The sequence below is a fragment of the Robertmurraya korlensis NBRC 107688 genome (assembly GCF_001591645.1).
GTDB lineage: Bacteria > Bacillota > Bacilli > Bacillales > Cytobacillaceae > Robertmurraya_A.
This window is the reverse complement of the sequence record NZ_BCVH01000002.1, coordinates 102,464-120,826: the sequence shown is the minus strand read 5'-3', so window position 1 is coordinate 120,826 and position 18,363 is coordinate 102,464. Positions and strand designations below refer to the sequence as shown.

19 protein-coding genes and 1 other annotated feature are annotated in these 18,363 nt (G+C 38.9%); all 19 genes read left to right on the top strand.

Annotation, left to right across the window (positions count from 1 at the left end; translation table 11 throughout):
- Nucleotides 1-90: 90 nt before the first annotated feature.
- Nucleotides 91-741, top strand: a complete 651-nt coding sequence (locus tag BKO01S_RS05470; RefSeq protein ID WP_066049977.1) for a tetratricopeptide repeat protein — start codon at nt 91-93, stop codon at nt 739-741.
- Between the two features lie 41 nt (nt 742-782).
- Nucleotides 783-3,194 carry an SF1B family DNA helicase RecD2 gene (recD2, locus tag BKO01S_RS05465; protein WP_066049974.1) on the top strand — a complete coding sequence of 804 codons (2,412 nt, stop codon included), beginning with the start codon at nt 783-785 and terminating at the stop codon, nt 3,192-3,194.
- 99 nt (nt 3,195-3,293) lie between these two features.
- Entirely contained in the window at nt 3,294-3,773 is a 480-nt protein-coding gene (locus BKO01S_RS05460) for a PRC-barrel domain-containing protein (RefSeq protein ID WP_066049971.1), read from the top strand.
- 44 nt (nt 3,774-3,817) lie between these two features.
- Nucleotides 3,818-4,009 carry a YrzR-like zinc ribbon domain gene (locus tag BKO01S_RS05455; RefSeq protein WP_066049968.1) on the top strand — a complete coding sequence of 64 codons (192 nt, stop codon included), beginning with the start codon at nt 3,818-3,820 and terminating at the stop codon, nt 4,007-4,009.
- 21 nt (nt 4,010-4,030) lie between these two features.
- The gene (locus BKO01S_RS23825; RefSeq protein WP_084361975.1) at nt 4,031-4,162 is read left to right on the top strand and encodes a YrzQ family protein; all 132 of its coding nucleotides are present in this window, start codon (nt 4,031-4,033) and stop codon (nt 4,160-4,162) included.
- 91 nt (nt 4,163-4,253) lie between these two features.
- Nucleotides 4,254-5,333 carry an AI-2E family transporter gene (locus tag BKO01S_RS05450; protein ID WP_066049967.1) on the top strand — a complete coding sequence of 360 codons (1,080 nt, stop codon included), beginning with the start codon at nt 4,254-4,256 and terminating at the stop codon, nt 5,331-5,333.
- Between the two features lie 59 nt (nt 5,334-5,392).
- Nucleotides 5,393-5,605, top strand: a binding site (T-box leader).
- 48 nt (nt 5,606-5,653) lie between these two features.
- Nucleotides 5,654-8,287, top strand: coding sequence for an alanine--tRNA ligase (alaS, locus tag BKO01S_RS05445; RefSeq protein WP_066049964.1), 2,634 nt, complete (start codon nt 5,654-5,656; stop codon nt 8,285-8,287).
- A 141-nt stretch (nt 8,288-8,428) separates the two neighbouring features.
- On the top strand, nt 8,429-8,698 hold the full coding sequence (locus tag BKO01S_RS05440) for an IreB family regulatory phosphoprotein (RefSeq protein WP_066049961.1): 270 nt from the start codon (nt 8,429-8,431) through the stop codon (nt 8,696-8,698).
- Between the two features lie 4 nt (nt 8,699-8,702).
- A complete protein-coding gene (ruvX, locus tag BKO01S_RS05435; protein ID WP_066049959.1) occupies nt 8,703-9,119 on the top strand; it encodes a Holliday junction resolvase RuvX in 417 nt (138 codons plus the stop codon).
- Between the two features lie 14 nt (nt 9,120-9,133).
- Nucleotides 9,134-9,421, top strand: a complete 288-nt coding sequence (locus BKO01S_RS05430; RefSeq protein WP_066049956.1) for a DUF1292 domain-containing protein — start codon at nt 9,134-9,136, stop codon at nt 9,419-9,421.
- A 216-nt stretch (nt 9,422-9,637) separates the two neighbouring features.
- Nucleotides 9,638-10,717 carry an endolytic transglycosylase MltG gene (gene mltG / locus BKO01S_RS05425; RefSeq protein WP_066050567.1) on the top strand — a complete coding sequence of 360 codons (1,080 nt, stop codon included), beginning with the start codon at nt 9,638-9,640 and terminating at the stop codon, nt 10,715-10,717.
- Nucleotides 10,718-10,880: 163 nt separating this feature from the next.
- On the top strand, nt 10,881-11,519 hold the full coding sequence (locus tag BKO01S_RS05420; protein ID WP_066049953.1) for an O-methyltransferase: 639 nt from the start codon (nt 10,881-10,883) through the stop codon (nt 11,517-11,519).
- A gap of 7 nt (nt 11,520-11,526) precedes the next feature.
- Nucleotides 11,527-12,456 (top strand): peptidase U32 family protein, encoded by a 930-nt coding sequence (locus BKO01S_RS05415; RefSeq protein WP_066049950.1) that lies wholly within the window; start codon nt 11,527-11,529, stop codon nt 12,454-12,456.
- Nucleotides 12,457-12,482: 26 nt separating this feature from the next.
- Nucleotides 12,483-13,754 carry a peptidase U32 family protein gene (locus tag BKO01S_RS05410; protein ID WP_066049947.1) on the top strand — a complete coding sequence of 424 codons (1,272 nt, stop codon included), beginning with the start codon at nt 12,483-12,485 and terminating at the stop codon, nt 13,752-13,754.
- Nucleotides 13,755-13,760: 6 nt separating this feature from the next.
- Entirely contained in the window at nt 13,761-14,396 is a 636-nt protein-coding gene (gene udk / locus BKO01S_RS05405; protein ID WP_066049944.1) for a uridine kinase, read from the top strand.
- A 169-nt stretch (nt 14,397-14,565) separates the two neighbouring features.
- Nucleotides 14,566-15,042 carry a transcription elongation factor GreA gene (greA, locus tag BKO01S_RS05400; protein WP_066049941.1) on the top strand — a complete coding sequence of 159 codons (477 nt, stop codon included), beginning with the start codon at nt 14,566-14,568 and terminating at the stop codon, nt 15,040-15,042.
- Nucleotides 15,043-15,093: 51 nt separating this feature from the next.
- Entirely contained in the window at nt 15,094-16,872 is a 1,779-nt protein-coding gene (locus tag BKO01S_RS05395; RefSeq protein WP_066049938.1) for a peptidoglycan D,D-transpeptidase FtsI family protein, read from the top strand.
- 103 nt (nt 16,873-16,975) lie between these two features.
- Nucleotides 16,976-17,638 carry a YrrS family protein gene (locus tag BKO01S_RS05390; protein ID WP_232311177.1) on the top strand — a complete coding sequence of 221 codons (663 nt, stop codon included), beginning with the start codon at nt 16,976-16,978 and terminating at the stop codon, nt 17,636-17,638.
- Nucleotides 17,639-17,662: 24 nt separating this feature from the next.
- Nucleotides 17,663-18,361, top strand: a complete 699-nt coding sequence (mtnN, locus tag BKO01S_RS05385) for a 5'-methylthioadenosine/S-adenosylhomocysteine nucleosidase (RefSeq protein ID WP_066049931.1) — start codon at nt 17,663-17,665, stop codon at nt 18,359-18,361.
- The last annotated feature ends 2 nt before the right edge of the window (nt 18,362-18,363 follow it).

The following is an 18,363-nucleotide window of genomic DNA, read 5'->3' as shown; positions in this document are numbered from 1 at the left end:
ATGGTCGAGGTTTTCGTATGTATGAAAAGAGACAAACTTAGATGAAAAGAAGTTATAATAATAAAAAACAATTAAAATGGAGCGTGTACTATGGATAATAATGAAAAAGGGATTCAATTGATGAAGGAGGGAAAGTGGGAAGAAGCAGCTGGACTGTTTATGAAGGCCATTGAGGAGAATCCTAGTGATGCGGTATCGTACATAAACTTTGGAAATGTATTATCGGCTGTTGGAGAAAATGAAAAGGCATTAAAATTCTTTCAAAAGGCAATTGAAATCGATGAAAATGCTGCCACAGCCTATTACAATGTAGGAAATCTATATTTTGAAAATGAGCAATTAGAAGAAGCAAAAAATATGTTTGAACTGGCGATGAGAAAAGGACTGCATTCGAGTGATAATTATTTTATGCTAGGATTTACGCTTATTCAGTTAGAACAGCCCAAGTTAGCCTTACCATATTTACAGAGAAGTGTGGAGCTAAATGGGGACGATGCAGAAGCTCGTTTTCAGTTTGGATTATGTCTAGCGAATCAAGAGTTGCTCGATCAGGCGATGGAGCAATTTACAGCCTGCATAGAGCTAGATCCTTCCCATGCAGATGCTTATTATAACCTAGGTGTTGCTTATGGTTTTAAGGAAGATGGAGAAAAAGCACTTGAAATGTTTGAAAAAGCGTTAGAATTACAACCTGATCACTTGTTGGCAGGCTATGGGAAGAAATTAATCGAAAAAGAGTAAGCTTCATTCGTAGCGAATTTTTATGTGAGGAGGAGAGTTCTTTGGAGGGACAAGAAACGCTCGATTTATTTAAGGATCAAGGCAGGTTTATAAAAGGTAAGCATCTTGTCACAATCTTTCATAATGAACAAAATTTGTACACCGTTCTAAGAATTCGCGTAGAAGAAACGAATGAGAATTATGAAGATAAAGAAGCTGTCATTACTGGTTATTTTCCAAAAGTCCATGAACAGGAAACGTACATATTTTATGGACAATTAAAGGACCATCCGAAATTTGGTCAACAATTTCAAGCTACACATTTTCGCAAGGATATGCCCCAAACGAAGCAAGGCGTAGTGAGCTATTTATCAAGTGAGCTATTTAAAGGTGTCGGGAAGAAAACAGCTGAAAAAATAGTTGAAGTATTAGGGGAAAATGCCATTTCGAAGATTATGCAACAGCCTTCTTTGCTTGATGAAATACCGAAGCTGCCCCCGGATAAGGCAAAGGAAATATACGATACCCTTATTGAACATCAAGGTCTAGAGCAGGCGATGGTTGCATTAAACCAATATGGCTTTGGTCCGCAAATCTCCATGCGAATTTACCAGGCATATAAAGATCAAACGGTAGAAATCATTCAATCCAATCCATATAAGCTTGTAGAGGATATTCAAGGGATTGGATTTACTAGAGCGGATGACCTTGGGTTTCAACTTGGAATATCCGGAAATCATCCTGACCGTATCAAGGCAGCATGCTTATATACACTTGAGGTTGAATGTATGCAAAATGGTCATGTGTATATGAAATCAGAGCTATTACTTGATAGGGTAAAGACGTTGTTAGAAGAAAGCAAACGTGATGAAATTGATTTTTCTCATATTGGTTCTGAAGTAATTCAGCTTGAAGAGGAAGGGAAAATTATCGTTGAAGAAATGAGGGTGTACCTTCCATCTTTATTTTTCTCTGAAAAGGGACTCGTTACAAGCATAAAAAAAATTGTCTCTCAAACACAATATGAAGATCAGTTCCCGGATTCTGAATTTTTACTGGCCCTTGGAAGTCTTGAGGACCGGTTAGGCGTGCAGTATGCGCCGACACAAAAGGATGCGATTCAAACCGCTTTAATGACACCGATGCTAATCTTAACAGGTGGCCCAGGTACTGGGAAAACGACAGTTATTAAAGGGATAGTTGAACTATATGCTGAGTTACATGGCTGCTCATTAGATCCGAATGATTATAAAGGAGATGAACCCTTTCCGTTTATTTTAGCGGCTCCAACTGGCCGTGCCGCCAAGCGAATGACGGAATCAACTGGGCTTCCGGCTGTTACGATTCATAGGCTCTTAGGATGGAATGGAGTAGAAGGATTTAGCAGGGATGAAGACAACCCGTTAGAGGGGAAAATTTTAATCGTAGATGAAACGTCTATGCTAGATATTTGGCTTGCTAATCAGCTGTTTAAAGCACTACCCGAGACGATACAGGTCATTTTGGTGGGAGATGAAGATCAACTACCTTCTGTGGGTCCGGGACAGGTATTAAAGGATCTTCTAGACTGTGGTGTTCTTTCTGTTGTTAGGCTAACAGATATTTACCGGCAAGCAGAAGGGTCGTCTATTATTGAGCTCGCTCATGAAATAAAATCGGGACGGCTGCCTGCAAATATTAATATGCAGCAAAAGGACCGCTCCTTTTTTAAATGTAATGCCACACAAATAGCGGATGTAGTAGAGAAGGTCGTGCGGAATGCGAAAAGTAAAGGATATACAGCAAAAGATATTCAAGTTCTTGCACCAATGTATAAAGGTCCTGCCGGTATCGATCGCTTAAACACTTTAATGCAAACAATCTTTAATCCTAACCCTGATGGATCAAGGAAGGAAATCAAGTTTGGTGATGTAACCTATCGTGTTGGGGACAAAGTGTTACAGCTCGTCAATCAGCCGGAAAATAATGTGTTTAATGGCGATATTGGTGAAATAGTATCCATTTTCTATGCAAAAGAAAATACGGAGAAAGAGGACATGCTTGTTGTTTCCTTTGAGGGTGCGGAAGCTACTTATACAAGAGGTGACCTACAACAAATTACTCATTCCTATTGCTGCTCGGTTCATAAATCTCAAGGGAGCGAATTTCCAATTGTTATCCTCCCTGTCGTGAAGAGCTATTATCGAATGCTTCGAAGAAATCTTTTATATACAGCTATCACAAGAAGTAAAAAGTTTTTAATACTTTGTGGAGAAGAAGAGGCGTTAAAGGTAGGTATTGCACGGGCAGATGAAAACGAAAGATTAACCACCTTACGGATGAAGTTGGAACAGGTGATTGGTGGCGCAGAAGAAACTCGCGAAAAAGAGAGTAATGGCATAGACACATCGCAAAATATAGAAGAGCACTTGTTATCCGTTGATCCAATGATAGGCATGGAAGGAATTACTCCATATAGCTTTATGGGAACTTGAGTTTAGTAAGTACCGAGGGATCATCTATTTGGAAATCCTTTCACGTAATGATTTTTTGCTTTATCGTGAACAATAGTAATGTTCGAAAGAGGTGATATCTTGCGGACATTTACTTTGCTAAAGGGAGTTTGTGTGTACGAGAAGAAAAGCGGATCAAAGGTTGGAGAAGTAAATGATCTAATTATTTCTGCGACAAGTGATTCGGTCCAATCTTTACTAGTGAAGCAAGGAATGCTAGTCAAAAGGACCGCTCTGCTTGATATTCAAGACGTCACTTCCTTTGGCTCGGATGGAGTAATGATTGAGGACCGAACTTTGCTTAGGCCAATTAAAAGGGGCACTAATTCTTCCGTTGCATTTGGTCGAGGTCTATCCGGACATATGCTTTTATCTAGCGAAGGAGAGCAACTCGGGTTGATTGAAGATGTATACTTTAAGGAAGAATTGGGCACAATCGTAGGGTATCAATGTTCGGATGGCTTTTTTTCAGACATCATAGAAGGAAAGCGTGTCATCAAAACCGATGAACCCCTCCAGTATGGAAAAGACGCCATCATCGTGAACGTAAAAAAATCTTAGGAGCGCAGGCCTTAAGATATACCCATACGTGAGGTGTCTTTAAAATGTTAAAATGCCCTAATTGCCAAAGCAAAGATATCGGGAAAATCGGAATTAACCAGTACTATTGCTGGAACTGCTTCATTGAACTAACTTTAGCAAAAGGAATCATTAATACTCACCAAGTTGAGGAAGACGGTACATTAAGCTCATTAGACGATCTTTTTGGAGAAGATGAACGCCGATATAGCTCATAAATCTACTAAGAGGTGAGATAAATGAATCGAATGGTTACTTCTGCAATTGCAATTGGAGCAGGTGTTGTTGCATATAATTACGCACGCAGAAACAATGTGATGTCAGGGCGTGGAATGAAAAAGATGCAGCGTAGAATCTCGAAAATGTTTTAGTAGTTAGAAAAGTCCCGATTGAATTTGGGGCTTTTCTTTTTTGTATATTTCTTACTGTTCCACTTTAAACTATAGACAAGGAGTGGATACAATGGACATTCGTTTAAAATGGTATTACCGGCTTGGTTTTATGCTGTTGTTATTCATTGTATTGTTTGTTTTTCTGAAACTGCAGCCAATCTGGTTACCTATTTTGAAAATCACTATTATCGTCGTACTCCCATTTATCATTGCAGCATTTATTTCCTACTTACTCCATCCTGTTGTGGAAACACTTCATGAGAATTACTTGCCAAGATGGTTGGCGGTTTTAATTATCTATACGTTGTTCTTTGGTAGTATAGGTGTCGCACTGTATAACGGAATTCCTGCTGTTATTCATCAGCTAAGGGATTTGACTGAAAATGCCCCTAGCTTTGCCAATCAGTATAGAGAGTGGATTAATGAAATCCAAGATAAAACCTCAACCTGGCCAGTAGCTTTCCAGGAAAGAGTAGATAGTAGCATTGTTGCCGTTGAAAACATGCTTGATCATGCTTTAACAAGAGCCGTTAATTTAGGGATGGGAATTATCAATTCGGCTATACTTTTTGCTATCATCCCTTTTATTGCTTTCTATATGTTAAAGGATTATGAAAAAATAAAGAAGGCCGTTTGGTATATTACACCGAAAAAATGGCGAGGAGAAGGTATACTCTTTATAAGAGATGTGGACAAATCACTGGGGAGTTATATTAGAGGACAGCTTTTAGTATGTGTGATTATTGGAACAATCTCAGCATTATCCTTTTGGTTTATTGGCTTACGGTACCCACTATTACTCGGATTAATTGTAGGAATTACAAATATTATCCCGTATTTTGGGCCTATAATCGGTGCTGTTCCAGCTGTGATCATTGGAGCTACGATGAGTGTGAAAATGATTTTATTCGTAGTCATTATCATTGCTGTACTTCAATTTTTAGAGGGGAATATTTTATCTCCCTTTATTGTTGGTAAGAGTTTACATATGCATCCTTTAGTGATTATGTTTGCTCTGTTAACAGGTGGAGAAATTGGCGGAATATTAGGATTGATTTTAGCTGTACCGATCCTGTCGATTCTAAAGGTGAGCCTCCTTCATGCAAAGCAGCACTTTTCAAAAAATGTTTCCGATAATCATTTGATGTGACAACGTTGACAAATACAAAAGCATATAAGTATAATTCGTACTATAAAGTTCAAATACAAGAAAACATGTTGAAGGAACGAGTATGTGATAGACCGTCTATAGAGAGGAATTTCCCTGGCTGAAAGAAATTCTAGACGAAGGATGACAGAAAGCTAGTCCGGAGTGCAGTTAATTCCTGCCGTTAACCTGCGTTAAAGGTCTTTGAGAGATGAGTGCTTATACTTAGCATTCATAATCAGGGTGGTACCGCGAGCAAGCTCCTCGTCCCTGTTTTGGGATGAAGGGCTTTTTTTGTTGAAAAAATGTTGGAGGGAAAATAAATGAAGAAGCTTACAGGCTCAGAAATTCGCAAAATGTATTTAGATTTTTTTAAAGAAAAAGGACATGCAGTGGAACCAAGTGCTCCTCTAGTTCCACATGATGACCCATCGTTGCTTTGGATTAACAGTGGAGTAGCGACATTAAAGAAATACTTTGATGGGCGAGTGATTCCTGATAATCCAAGAATCACAAATGCTCAAAAATCGATTCGTACGAACGATATTGAAAACGTTGGAAAAACAGCGCGACACCATACGTTTTTTGAGATGCTTGGGAACTTCTCTATTGGAGAATACTTTAAAGTAGAAGCCATTCATTGGGCATGGGAATTTCTAACGGATGAAAAATGGGTAGGATTTGATAAGGAGAAATTATCAGTTACGATTCATCCAGAAGATGACGAAGCATTTGAAATTTGGAGTAAAGAAATTGGTGTTCCAGAAGAGCGTATCATTCGTCTAGAAGGGAATTTCTGGGACATCGGAGAAGGTCCAAGTGGACCAAATACTGAAATTTTCTATGATCGTGGACCGGAATATGGCAGTGATGAAAGTGATCCGGAATTGTACCCTGGTGGAGAAAATGACAGATATTTAGAGGTTTGGAACTTAGTTTTTTCAGAATTCAACCATAATCCGGATGGAACTTATACTCCACTACCGAAGAAAAATATCGATACAGGAATGGGCCTTGAAAGAATGGCTTCTGTTGTTCAAGATGTTCCTACTAACTTTGATACGGATTTATTTATGCCAATCATCCGGGCAACAGAAGAAATCTCTGGGGCGCAATATGGAAAGAGCAAAGAGACTGATGTGGCATTTAAAGTAATTGCTGACCATATTCGTACCGTGGCATTTGCCATTGGGGATGGGGCACTTCCTTCAAATGAGGGAAGAGGGTACGTATTAAGAAGATTGCTTCGTAGAGCTGTTCGTTACGCTAAGCAAATCAATATCAACCGTCCGTTCATGTTTGAACTTGTACCTGTAGTAGGAGAAATCATGGTTGATTTTTACCCAGAAGTAAAGAATAAAACCGACTTTATTCAAAAGGTAATAAAGAACGAAGAAGAAAGATTTCATGAGACTCTTAACGAAGGACTTCAAATTCTCGCTGCTGTTATTAAAAAGGAAAAGGAATCTAGCAGTAATACGATTCAAGGAGCAGACGTTTTCCGTTTGTATGATACGTACGGATTTCCTGTTGAGTTAACAGAGGAGTATGGTGAGGAAGAAGGAATGAAGGTTGACCATGCTGGTTTTGAAAGCGAAATGGAGCTTCAGCGTGAGCGTGCACGTAAAGCACGACAAGATGTCGATTCGATGCAGGTTCAAGGTGGGGAACTTGGTGAGATAAAAGTCGAAAGTAAGTTTGTTGGGTACGATGAGTTACAGGTTGAATCCAAGGTAGTTGCGATCGTACAAAATGGAGTGAAAATTGACAAGGCAAGTGAGGGAGAAGAAGTTCATGTAATACTGAATGTTACTCCTTTCTACGCTGAGAGTGGTGGGCAAATTGCTGATTTGGGTACACTAACTAGCGATGGAGTTAAGGCATCGGTAAAGGATGTACAAAAGGCTCCAAATGGACAAAATCTTCACCGTGTACAAATTGAATCTGGTGAACTACACATAGATGACCAGGTGGTTGCACTTGTAGATGAGAACAATAGAGGGAAAATTATCAAAAACCATACGGCTACTCACATATTGCATCAAGCGTTAAAAGATGTTCTTGGAACACATGTTAACCAAGCTGGTTCACTAGTAGAACAAGATAGACTCCGCTTTGACTTCTCTCACTTTGGACAAGTAAAACCGGAGGAGTTAGAAGAGATTGAGAAGATTGTTAACGAAAAAATTTGGCAATCACTATCTGTTCAAACGGACTTTAAGGCAATTGATGAAGCAAAAGCCATGGGTGCAATGGCGCTATTTGGTGAAAAATATGGTGACATTGTTCGTGTTGTACAAGTCGGAGATTATAGCTTAGAGCTATGTGGTGGTTGTCATGTTCCGAATACTTCTGTTATTGGTCTCTTTAAAATTGTTTCAGAAAGTGGAATTGGAGCAGGAACTCGTCGTATTGAAGCGGTGACGGGGGAAGGTGCATTTAAGCAAATGCATAGCCAAATCCAGATTTTAAAAGATGCGGCGGGCAAGTTAAAAACCAATCTAAAAGATGTTCCTTCTAGAATCGATGCACTTTTAGCAGAACAAAAACAGCTTCAAAAGGAAAATGAGTCTCTAACAGCTAAGTTAGGGAATATTGAAGCAGGGAATTTAGTTAATCAAGTAAAAGAAGTGAATGGTGTTAAAGTACTTGCTGTTCGAATCCAAGGCGCTGATATGAATGGATTACGCAACATGGTTGATGATTTGAAGCAAAAGCTTGGTTCCGCGGTGATTGTACTAGGAAGTGGAAATGAAGAAAAGGTAAACTTAATTGCTGGTGTAACAAAAGATTTAATAGAAAAGGGCTATCATGCAGGTAAGGTGATTAAGGAAGTAGCTACCATTTGTGGAGGTAGCGGTGGTGGACGTCCAGATATGGCTCAAGCAGGAGGAAAAGATGCTGGAAAGCTTGACTCAGCACTAAGTTTTGTTGAAGAATGGGTCAAATCCGTTTGATATTCAAGAAAAGTAGTGTAAAATGAAGAGGATTAGTCTACTAAATATTTCTTCCATTGGATAGATTTGAATGAATAGATACTCTATTAAGATCGGAAGGTATAAGCTAGCGATTACTAGAGAAAAGCGAGGTGCAAGAGAATGAGTACATTTGATAAAACAATGAGGTTTAATTTTCCAGAAGAGCCAATCGAACATGACGTGAAGGAAGTCCTTTTTCAAGTACATGAAGCTCTTCAAGAAAAAGGATATCATCCGATTAATCAAATTGTAGGTTACCTGCTTTCTGGAGATCCTGCTTATATTCCTCGTCATCGAGATGCTCGTAATATTATTCGAAAGCTTGAACGAGATGAAATTATTGAGGAGCTTGTCAAAAGCTATTTAAAACAACAACGAGAGGGCTCTTAAACGTATGCGAATTCTCGGTCTTGATGTCGGCAGTAAAACCGTCGGCGTTGCGCTAAGCGATGAATTTGGCTGGACAGCGCAAGGATTAGAAACAATAAAAATTAATGAAGATGAAAGAATGTTTGGTTTTGACCAGATTGGTCAAATAATAGAAAAGTATGAAGTAGGGAAAATTGTAGTTGGACTGCCAAAAAACATGAATGGAACCATTGGACCTAGAGGAGAAGCATGTCAATTTTATGCTGATGAGCTTGAAAAGAGATTTTCCTTGCCTGTATTCCTTTGGGACGAGCGTTTAACAACGGTTGCCGCAGAACGTGTCCTGCTAGAAGCGGATGTTAGTAGGAAAAAACGTAAAAAAGTAATCGATAAAATGGCAGCAGCTATGATCTTACAAGGCTTTCTAGATAGTCAAAAATAACCCGAGGTGATATTATGCAACATGGAGAAAACAATATTACAGTAATTGATGAGAATGGAAACGAGCAACTTTGTGAGGTGCTTTTCACATTCGATTCTGATGAATTTGGTAAGTCTTATGTCCTTTATTATCCAATTGGTGCAGATGAAAATGATGATGAGGAAATTGAAATTCATGCGTCAGCATTCGTTCCAACCGAAGATAATAATGACGGCGAGTTAATGCCAATTGAGACAGATGAAGAGTGGGACCTAATCGAAGAAATGTTAAACACATTCCTTGAAGAGCAAGACGAAGAGTAGAAAGATAAAAGGTGGATAGCATAGGCTATCTGCCTTTTTTTTGCAGATTTCTACTTCTATTGTCGAAAAATATAGTATAATGATTCGAGAATAGTTATAAGGGAATAGTAATAATAAGCCCTGTGAATTGGAGGGGAAACTTTGTCAACGGTAGATAAGCAAAAGAAAGAAAATGCAGGCAACAAGCCTGATAAAAAAGCCATCATCCGTGAAAAAATGATTGAGCGAGAAGGGGAGGCACGAGTCGTAAGGAAAATTGTCTTTACCATCTCAATCATTTTATTCCTATTGGTAGGGATTACGGCAGGTGGAGGATATTTTTATATTAAATCAGCACTTAAGCCAGTAGACCCAGAGAATAAAAAAGAAATGACGGTTGAAATTCCGATTGGTTCTTCAGTTACTGGTATTGCTAACATATTAGAGGAACATGGGATTATAAAAGATGCACGAGTATTTAAATACTTTGTGAAGTTCAAGAATGAGTCAGGCTTTATGGCAGGTAACTATGAACTTTCGCCTTCTATGACCTTACCAAGTATTATTGAAAGCTTGAAGACGGGGAAGATTGAGCAAGAAGCCGTGTTTCAGATTACGATTCCTGAAGGGAAACAACTAAAAGAGATTGCAAAAATCATCGCCGAAAAAACAAACCATAAGGAAGAGGATGTATTTGCAAAATTAAATGACCGTGAATTCATTCAGGCACTTATGAATAAATACCCTGATATATTAACGGAGGAAATACTTGCGGAAAACATAAAATATCCACTAGAAGGTTATTTGTTCCCAGCAACGTATCCTTTCTATAAAGAAGACACAAAAATTGAAGAAATTATAATGTCCATGTTAGATCAGACGGAAAAGGTTATAAGTGAGTATGAGGGAGATATGTCTGAGAGACAGTATACTGCTCATCAACTATTAACGTTTGCTTCTTTGGTTGAAGAAGAAGCAACTGAGAAGCTTGAACGTAACCAAATTGCTAGTGTCTTCTACAACCGTCTAGATACGGGGATGCCACTACAAACAGATCCAACGGTTTTATATGCTCAAGGAGAGCACAAGGACAAGGTATTGTACAAAGATTTGGAAATTGATGATCCATACAATACTTATAAAAACCAAGGTTTAACTCCAGGACCAATAGCAAACGCAGGTACTGTATCAATTGAAGCTGTTCTGCATCCTGCTGAAACAGACTTCCTTTACTTTTTAGCGACGGCATCTGGGGATGTATTATTCTCAAAAACTCTTGAAGAGCATAATGCAAAAAAGGCCGAGCATATTAAATAATGCTTTAAGGAGAAATGTTCGCATTTCTCCTTCTATTATGATAGAATAGTTCAAGTGTTTTTAAATAGCGTCAACCACAGAAGCCCATATTTAGCTGTGCTGAATCCCTGTGAATTGCTGTGAACGCTATTTTTTCATGTCTAAACAAAAGAGGTGACGCAGCTTGGAAACGGAAAAGCTGCATTCTTATATAGAAGAGCTTATTCAAAATAGATCGGATCTCTTTGAAGAAATGGAGCAATATGCGAGAACTCATCAGGTTCCGATTATGGAACTGTCTGGAATTGAAACGATTCTTCAAATACTTAGAATTGCCCAGCCGAAGAAAATTCTAGAGGTGGGCACCGCTATTGGATACTCTGCCTTACGAATGGCTACGGCACTTCCCGATACAACCATCGTTACAATTGAACGGGACAGTGAGCGCTATACAGTTGCAGAGGAATATATTAAAAGAGCAAACAAAGATCATCAGATTTCCATCATCAAAGGTGATGCGCTAGAGATAGAGCCACTTGTAGAAACTTTTGGCTTATTTGATGCGATTTTTATAGATGCAGCAAAAGGGCAATATAAAAAGTTTTTTGAAATGTATTCAAAGTATTTAGGAGAGCAAGGATTAATTATAACCGACAATGTCTTGTTTAAAGGCCTTGTTTGTGAGGATACAATTGAAAGTAAAAGATTAAGAAGCCTGGTTTCAAAAATCAAGGACTTTAACAAATGGCTAATGGAGCATCCTGAATACGATTCAGTAATCATTCCTGTTGGCGATGGCGTAGCAATTAGTAAAAAGAGGTGAAGAGAAAATGAAAAAGCCAGAACTATTAGTCACACCAAAATCGATTGAAGATATAGAAGCATTAAGTAAAGTTGGAGCTGATGCCTTTGTCATTGGAGAGGAACGCTTTGGCCTTCGTTTGGCTGGTGAATTCTCAAGAGAAGAGGTAACGAAAGCAGTAGAAATCGCACATTCTTTTCAAAAAAAGGTGTATGTAGCGATGAACGCTATCTTTCATAACGAAAACATTGATGCTTTATATGATTATGTTAGGTTTGTAAAGGAAGCGAACGTGGATGCAATCATTTTCGGGGATCCAGCTGTTTTAATGGTGGCGAAAGAGGCAGCGCCTGATATGCCGCTTCACTGGAATACAGAAACAACGGCAACCAACTGGTACACATGCAATTATTGGGGAAGAAAAGGGTCAAAGCGTGCGGTCCTTGCCAGAGAAATCAACATGGATGCGATTATTGAAATGAAAGAACACGCTGAAGTAGAGATTGAGGTACAGGTTCATGGGATGACAGCCATGTTCCAATCCAAACGATCACTTTTAGGCAACTATTATGAGTACCAAGGAAAAGCACTAGTGGTTGAAAACCGAGCACAAAATGCAAATATGTTCCTTCATGATAAAGAGAGAGAAAACAAATATCCGATCTTTGAGGATGCGAACGGAACACATATTATGAGTCCAAACGATATGTGTATGATTGATGAACTAACAGAGCTAATTGAAGCGGAAGTTGACTCTTTAAAGATTGATGGTGTGTTACAAACGTCAGAATACATCATAAAGGTCACAGAGCTTTATCGAAAAGCAATTGATCTATGTGTGGAAGACCCGGATCAGTACGAAGATGTAAAGGACGGCTTATTACAAGAAGTTGAAAACATTCAACCTAAGAATCGTCCATTAGATACAGGATTCTTCTTTAAAGAAACCGTTTATTAAAAAACATGTGTTAAGGAGGGAAAAAGATGTCTATCGCAATAAACGATAAAATCTCACAGATTGTGAATGGTAAGCGAGTAATTGTGAAAAAACCAGAATTGCTTGCACCAGCTGGAAATCTAGAGAAGTTAAAAATTGCTGTCCAGTATGGGGCAGATGCTGTATTTATCGGTGGACAAGAATACGGACTTCGCTCCAACGCAGGGAACTTTACTTTTGATGAAATGAAAGAGGGAGTAGAGTTTGCTAAGAAATATGGTGCGAGGATTTATGTAACTACAAATATATTTGCTCATAATGAAAATATAGATGGACTAGAAGATTATATTCTTGGTCTAAAAGGTGCTGGAGTGGCAGGTATTATTGTTGCTGATCCTCTTATTATTGAAACCTGTCGTCGATTAGCGCCTGAAATCGAAGTGCATTTAAGTACACAACAGTCTTTATCCAATTGGAAAGCCGTTCAATTTTGGAAAGAAGAAGGATTAGAGCGTGTGGTACTTGCACGTGAAACCAGTGCGGAAGAAATTAAAGAAATGAAAGAAAAAGTTGATATCGAAATCGAAACATTTATCCATGGTGCAATGTGTATCGCATACTCCGGTCGCTGTACATTAAGTAACCATATGACCGCTCGTGACTCCAACCGTGGTGGCTGCTGTCAATCTTGCCGATGGGATTATGACTTGTATAAGCTTGATCAGCAGGATGAGGTAGCTCAATTTAATGAAGGCGATTCACCTTTTGCAATGAGCCCTAAGGATCTTAAATTAATTGAATCGATTCCACAAATGATTGAGCTTGGTATTGATAGTTTGAAAATTGAAGGTCGAATGAAATCTATACACTATGTAGCAACAGTTGTTAGTGTGTACCGTAAAGTGATTGATGCTTATTGTGCGGACCCTGAGAACTTTGTTATTCAAAAAGAATGGTTAGAAGAACTTGATAAATGTGCAAACCGAGATACAGCTCCAGCTTTCTTTGAAGGAGTTCCTGGGTATAAAGAGCAGATGTTTGGAAATCATAGCAAAAAGACAACTTTTGACTTTGCTGGTTTGGTGTTAGATTATGATGCAGAAAATCAAATCGTTACACTTCAGCAACGCAACTACTTTAAACCTGGTCAAGAAGTAGAGTTTTTTGGACCTGAAATTGAAAACTTTACAACAGTCGTTGAAAAAATTTGGGATGAGGATGGCAATGAGCTAGATGCTGCAAGACATCCTATGCAAATCGTAAAGTTCAAGCTAGACAAGCCGGTTTACCCGAACAACATGATGCGGAAGGAGATTTAAACTAGCATGAAGCGCAAACCCGTTGTTATTGGTGTAGCCGGCGGCTCCGGCTCCGGAAAAACGAGCGTAACCAAATCCATTTACGAGTCGTTTAAAGGGCATTCGATCTTAATGCTCGAACAAGATTTTTATTATAAGGATCAATCGCATTTACCATTTGAGGAGCGTCTAAAAACCAACTATGATCACCCCTTAGCTTTTGACAATGATTTACTAATTGATCATATCAAAAGGCTCCTCCGCTACGAACCAATTGAAAAGCCCGTATATGACTACGGAGTTCATACAAGATCAAGTGATGTGATTCATGTCGAACCAAAGGATGTAATTATCCTTGAAGGGATCCTCGTATTAGAAGATGAGAGACTTCGTGACTTAATGGATATTAAGTTATATGTGGATACAGATGCAGACCTTCGTATCATAAGACGATTAATAAGAGATATAAAGGAACGTGAACGCTCAATGGATTCGGTCATTGATCAGTATGTAAATGTAGTAAGGCCAATGCATAATCAGTTTATTGAGCCAACTAAGCGTTATGCCGATATTATTATCCCAGAAGGTGGACATAATTTTGTGGCAATTGATTTGATGGTCACAAAAATTCAAACAATTCTTGAACAAAAATCATTTTTATGAAACAATAAAAAGCAGTAATGCAAATGTTTCCCAAAATAAGTCCAATTGGACGTTTCATGCGCGCCCTTTTCATAAGGACGCGCTCCTATGCATTTACCGTAAGAAATAACTACATAAGAAGATTACACAATCTATTTGGGGGTTGTGAAACTAGAAGGAGTGAAGGGTTTTGGCTACAGAAAAGGTTTTCCCGATGACTTTAGCTGGTAAAGAAAAGTTAGAGCAAGAATTAGAACAATTAAAATCAGTAAAGCGTAAAGAAGTCGTAGAGCGTATTAAAATTGCTCGTAGCTTCGGAGACTTATCTGAGAACTCAGAGTACGATTCTGCTAAAGAGGAACAAGCGTTTGTTGAAGGTCGTATAACAACGCTTGAGAATATGATTAGAAATGCAAAGATAATTAAAGAGGATGAGATAGCTACTGATGCAGTTGTTTTAGGTCGTTCTGTTACGTTTATCGAGCTTCCAGGAGGGGACGAGGAAACGTATTCAATCGTCGGAAGTGCGGAAGCAGATCCATTTGAAGGCAAAATCTCAAACGATTCTCCTATCGCTAAAAGCTTATTGGGGAAAAAGGTTGGAGACGAAGTAACTGTTCAAACTCCTGGTGGAGAAATGAATGTCCGTATTACAAATATTAAGTAAATTGGTTTGAAATTAGAAAACCTCGTCAACACTTTTGACGAGGTGTTTTTTATGTGGAGAAAACGGGCAGTTATATGGTTAATGATTTGTATCACAGCAATTAGTCTTTTAATCGGAAGGCTCGTTCAGGTGCAGCTCGTTTCAACAGAAAGCTTTACAAAGCATAACATTAATTTACTTGAGGCAAGTGTGGTCCAACGCTCTCAGCAAATGGTAATTGATAATGGGAGAGGCGGGTTTCTTGACCGCAATGGAGAGTCACTTGTCCATCGTAAGGTTCCTGTTCTGATCCTCTTTCCTTTTTTAAAAAATATGGAATGGGATAGTGAGAAGGTTGCAGAAATTATTAATGTTCCTGTCGAATCTATAGAATATCGGGTAAAACAAGCAGAGGATCCTTTTGCCTATGGGGATCCGAATCCTCTCAAACTGACAGAGACACAGCTAGAGCAAATTAACGCTCTGAAAATACCAGGAGTGTTTGCGGTGGAAAGAAAGTACTCGTTAACCGAGTATCCAGCTGAGCAACTTATTGGAATTACGGGAGAAAATTCAACGGAATTACAAAAGCGATATCCTGATAAGGATTTGGTAGAAAAGACAGTGATTGGGCTAACAGGGTTAGAAAAAAGCTTTGATGAGTTTTTGTTGCCAGATGGAAATTCAAAGCTTATCTACCATGTTGATGCGAAGGGTGGTCCGCTCTTTGGTATCGATGTTAAATATGTTGAGCCAGCAAACCCTTTCTATCCAGTAAATATTAAAACAACGATAGAGAAAGACATTCAGGAAATGGCTGAAAATCTAGTTGATCAATATCAAATAAATAAAGGGGGACTAGTCCTTCTAGACTTAGAAACGAACTCTGTGCTTGCCATGGTATCTAGACCCTATATTAACAAGGAAAAACCATTTGAGGATGGTTCAAACGGGTTGAAAAATATGATGATTTCTGAGCAAATAGTGGGGTCTGTTTTTAAAACGGTAGTGGCTGGAGCGGCCATTGATTATGAACTAGACGATCCAACTAAGTTGTATGATTGTAGCAAAAAAATAAATGGTGAGCCTGATTCGGTGTATGATCATGGAATGTTAAACTTTACTGATAGCTTTGCAAGAAGCTGTAACAATACTTTTGGCACACTCGCAAAAGAATTAAAGGAGATTGATCCAAATATTCTAGAGGAATATGCAAGTAAGCTATCCTTGGTAGGCACGGTTGGATGGAATGGTGACATTTATCATTTTTCTAATTTTAAGCAGCTCCAAGAAGAGCAAAATGGTCGGGTGTTTCTGTCTGAGGATGCAAAAAAGGATAAAAACTTTGTTGCCTTAACAGGAATTGGTCAGCATGAAGTACGAGCAACACCACTTGCTGTTGCGAATATGATGGGAACCATTGCAAAAGGGGGAGTAAGAGAGAGTGTGAGAGTGGTTTCAGAAGTGGAATACAAAAACGGAAGCTCACTCCTGCCATTTGAAAAGCAATCTCTACCTGGTGAGTCTATTTCGCCTTATACAGCCATGAAGCTTCAAAAATTGCTGCGTGAGGTCGTAGTGAACGAAAATGGTACGGGCAGATGGTTTCAAGATCTTCCATATGCGGTTGCTGGGAAATCAGGAACAGCGGAAACGGGAATCTTTAAAGATGAAAAACAACTGCATAATAAATGGTTTGCCGGATACTTCCCTTATGATAACCCTAAATATGCTTTAGTAACTGTAAATTTAGGGGTTTATGGGGATGAAGGGGGAGTCAACGGATTATTTGCTGATATGGTAAAAAATTTATATAACTACGATCATAATGAGCTTCTGTCGAAACGTTAATGTATTTGTAACGTGATTGTCCTTTTCGATTCCCTTGTTAAATGGTAGAATGTATAGCGAGTTCGCTCTTAAAGGATGTTCAAAAGAGGTCTAGGAGGTTCGTATGATGCAAGATGATTATCAGCAATCAAGATTCAATCAAAGGTCGAAGCGTCGAAAAACAAATCTGATTTTAAATGGTCTCATTGGAATAGTATTGGTTTTAATTATTGTTGTTTCTGGAATTATTTTTTTGGGGAATGACGATAAAGCTACGACCGAAAAAGAGCAGGAGCAAGGCGTAGAGGCTTCAAGTGAAGTGAATGAAGGAGAAGAGTCAACGAGTAAAGAGACTAAAGAATCTAGCTCGGATGCTGACGAGGAAGACTCTTCCACAGACTCTTCGGCCTCTAGTGATGAATCAAGCGAAGAAACTAGCTCCACTGATAACGAAGAAGCCATTGTGACAGAAGGTGGGGCGGATTCTAACGTGGTCCGAACCATTGTCAATCCGAATTGGAAGCCAATCGGAACGGTTCAAACAGGTGAACATACAAATGTGTATGAAGGTGTGGACTGGGATGAAATGGTTGCTGCAATAGGATATGCTACTGGTTTATCAAAGGATAATATGACAATTAAGTTTCTTGGAAATGATGGTCATAATAAATCAAAAGGAACAGTCTTTTCAAAGGACAAAACCCAAATTTATCGCGTATCAATTGAGTGGGTTGATGGAGAAGGTTGGAAGCCAACTTTAGTGGAAGAGCTAGCGTCGATAGAATAAAATAATAGGAAGAGGTCTTTTTACGTGAAAATCGCAATAATTGGTGCAATGGAAGAGGAAGTAGCTTTACTAAGAGAAAAAATTAGCAATCAGAAACAGGAAACAATTGCGGGTTGTGAGTATACAACAGGTACTATGGATGGTGCTGAGGTAATCCTATTGCGCTCAGGGATAGGGAAGGTAAACGCAGCAATGTCCACAACGATACTACTAGATAGATTTAAGCCTGATTATGTCATTAACACAGGTTCTGCAGGAGGCTTTCATCCTGACTTAAATGTCGGAGATATTGTCATCTCTTCTGAGGTTCGCCATCATGATGTAGACGTAACAGCATTTGGATATGAGTATGGGCAAGTACCACAGCTCCCAGCAGCGTTTGAGGCTGATTCTAGGCTAGTGGGGATTGCGGAATCAGCTGCAAAAGAAATTGGATCTGTTCAAGTGGTCAAGGGACTTATTGCAACAGGTGATTCATTTATGAATGATCCCAAACGTGTAGAGGCCATCCGTGGTAAATTCATTGATCTGCAGGCAGTCGAGATGGAAGCAGCAGCAATTGCACAAGTTGCATATCAGTTTAGAACACCATTTGTTATTATCCGTTCATTATCTGATATTGCTGGAAAAGAATCAGATGTCTCTTTCGAGCAATATTTAGAAAAAGCAGCACTTCATTCAGCTTCTTTGGTTATTAAAATCGTCGACAAAGTCAAAGGCTGATT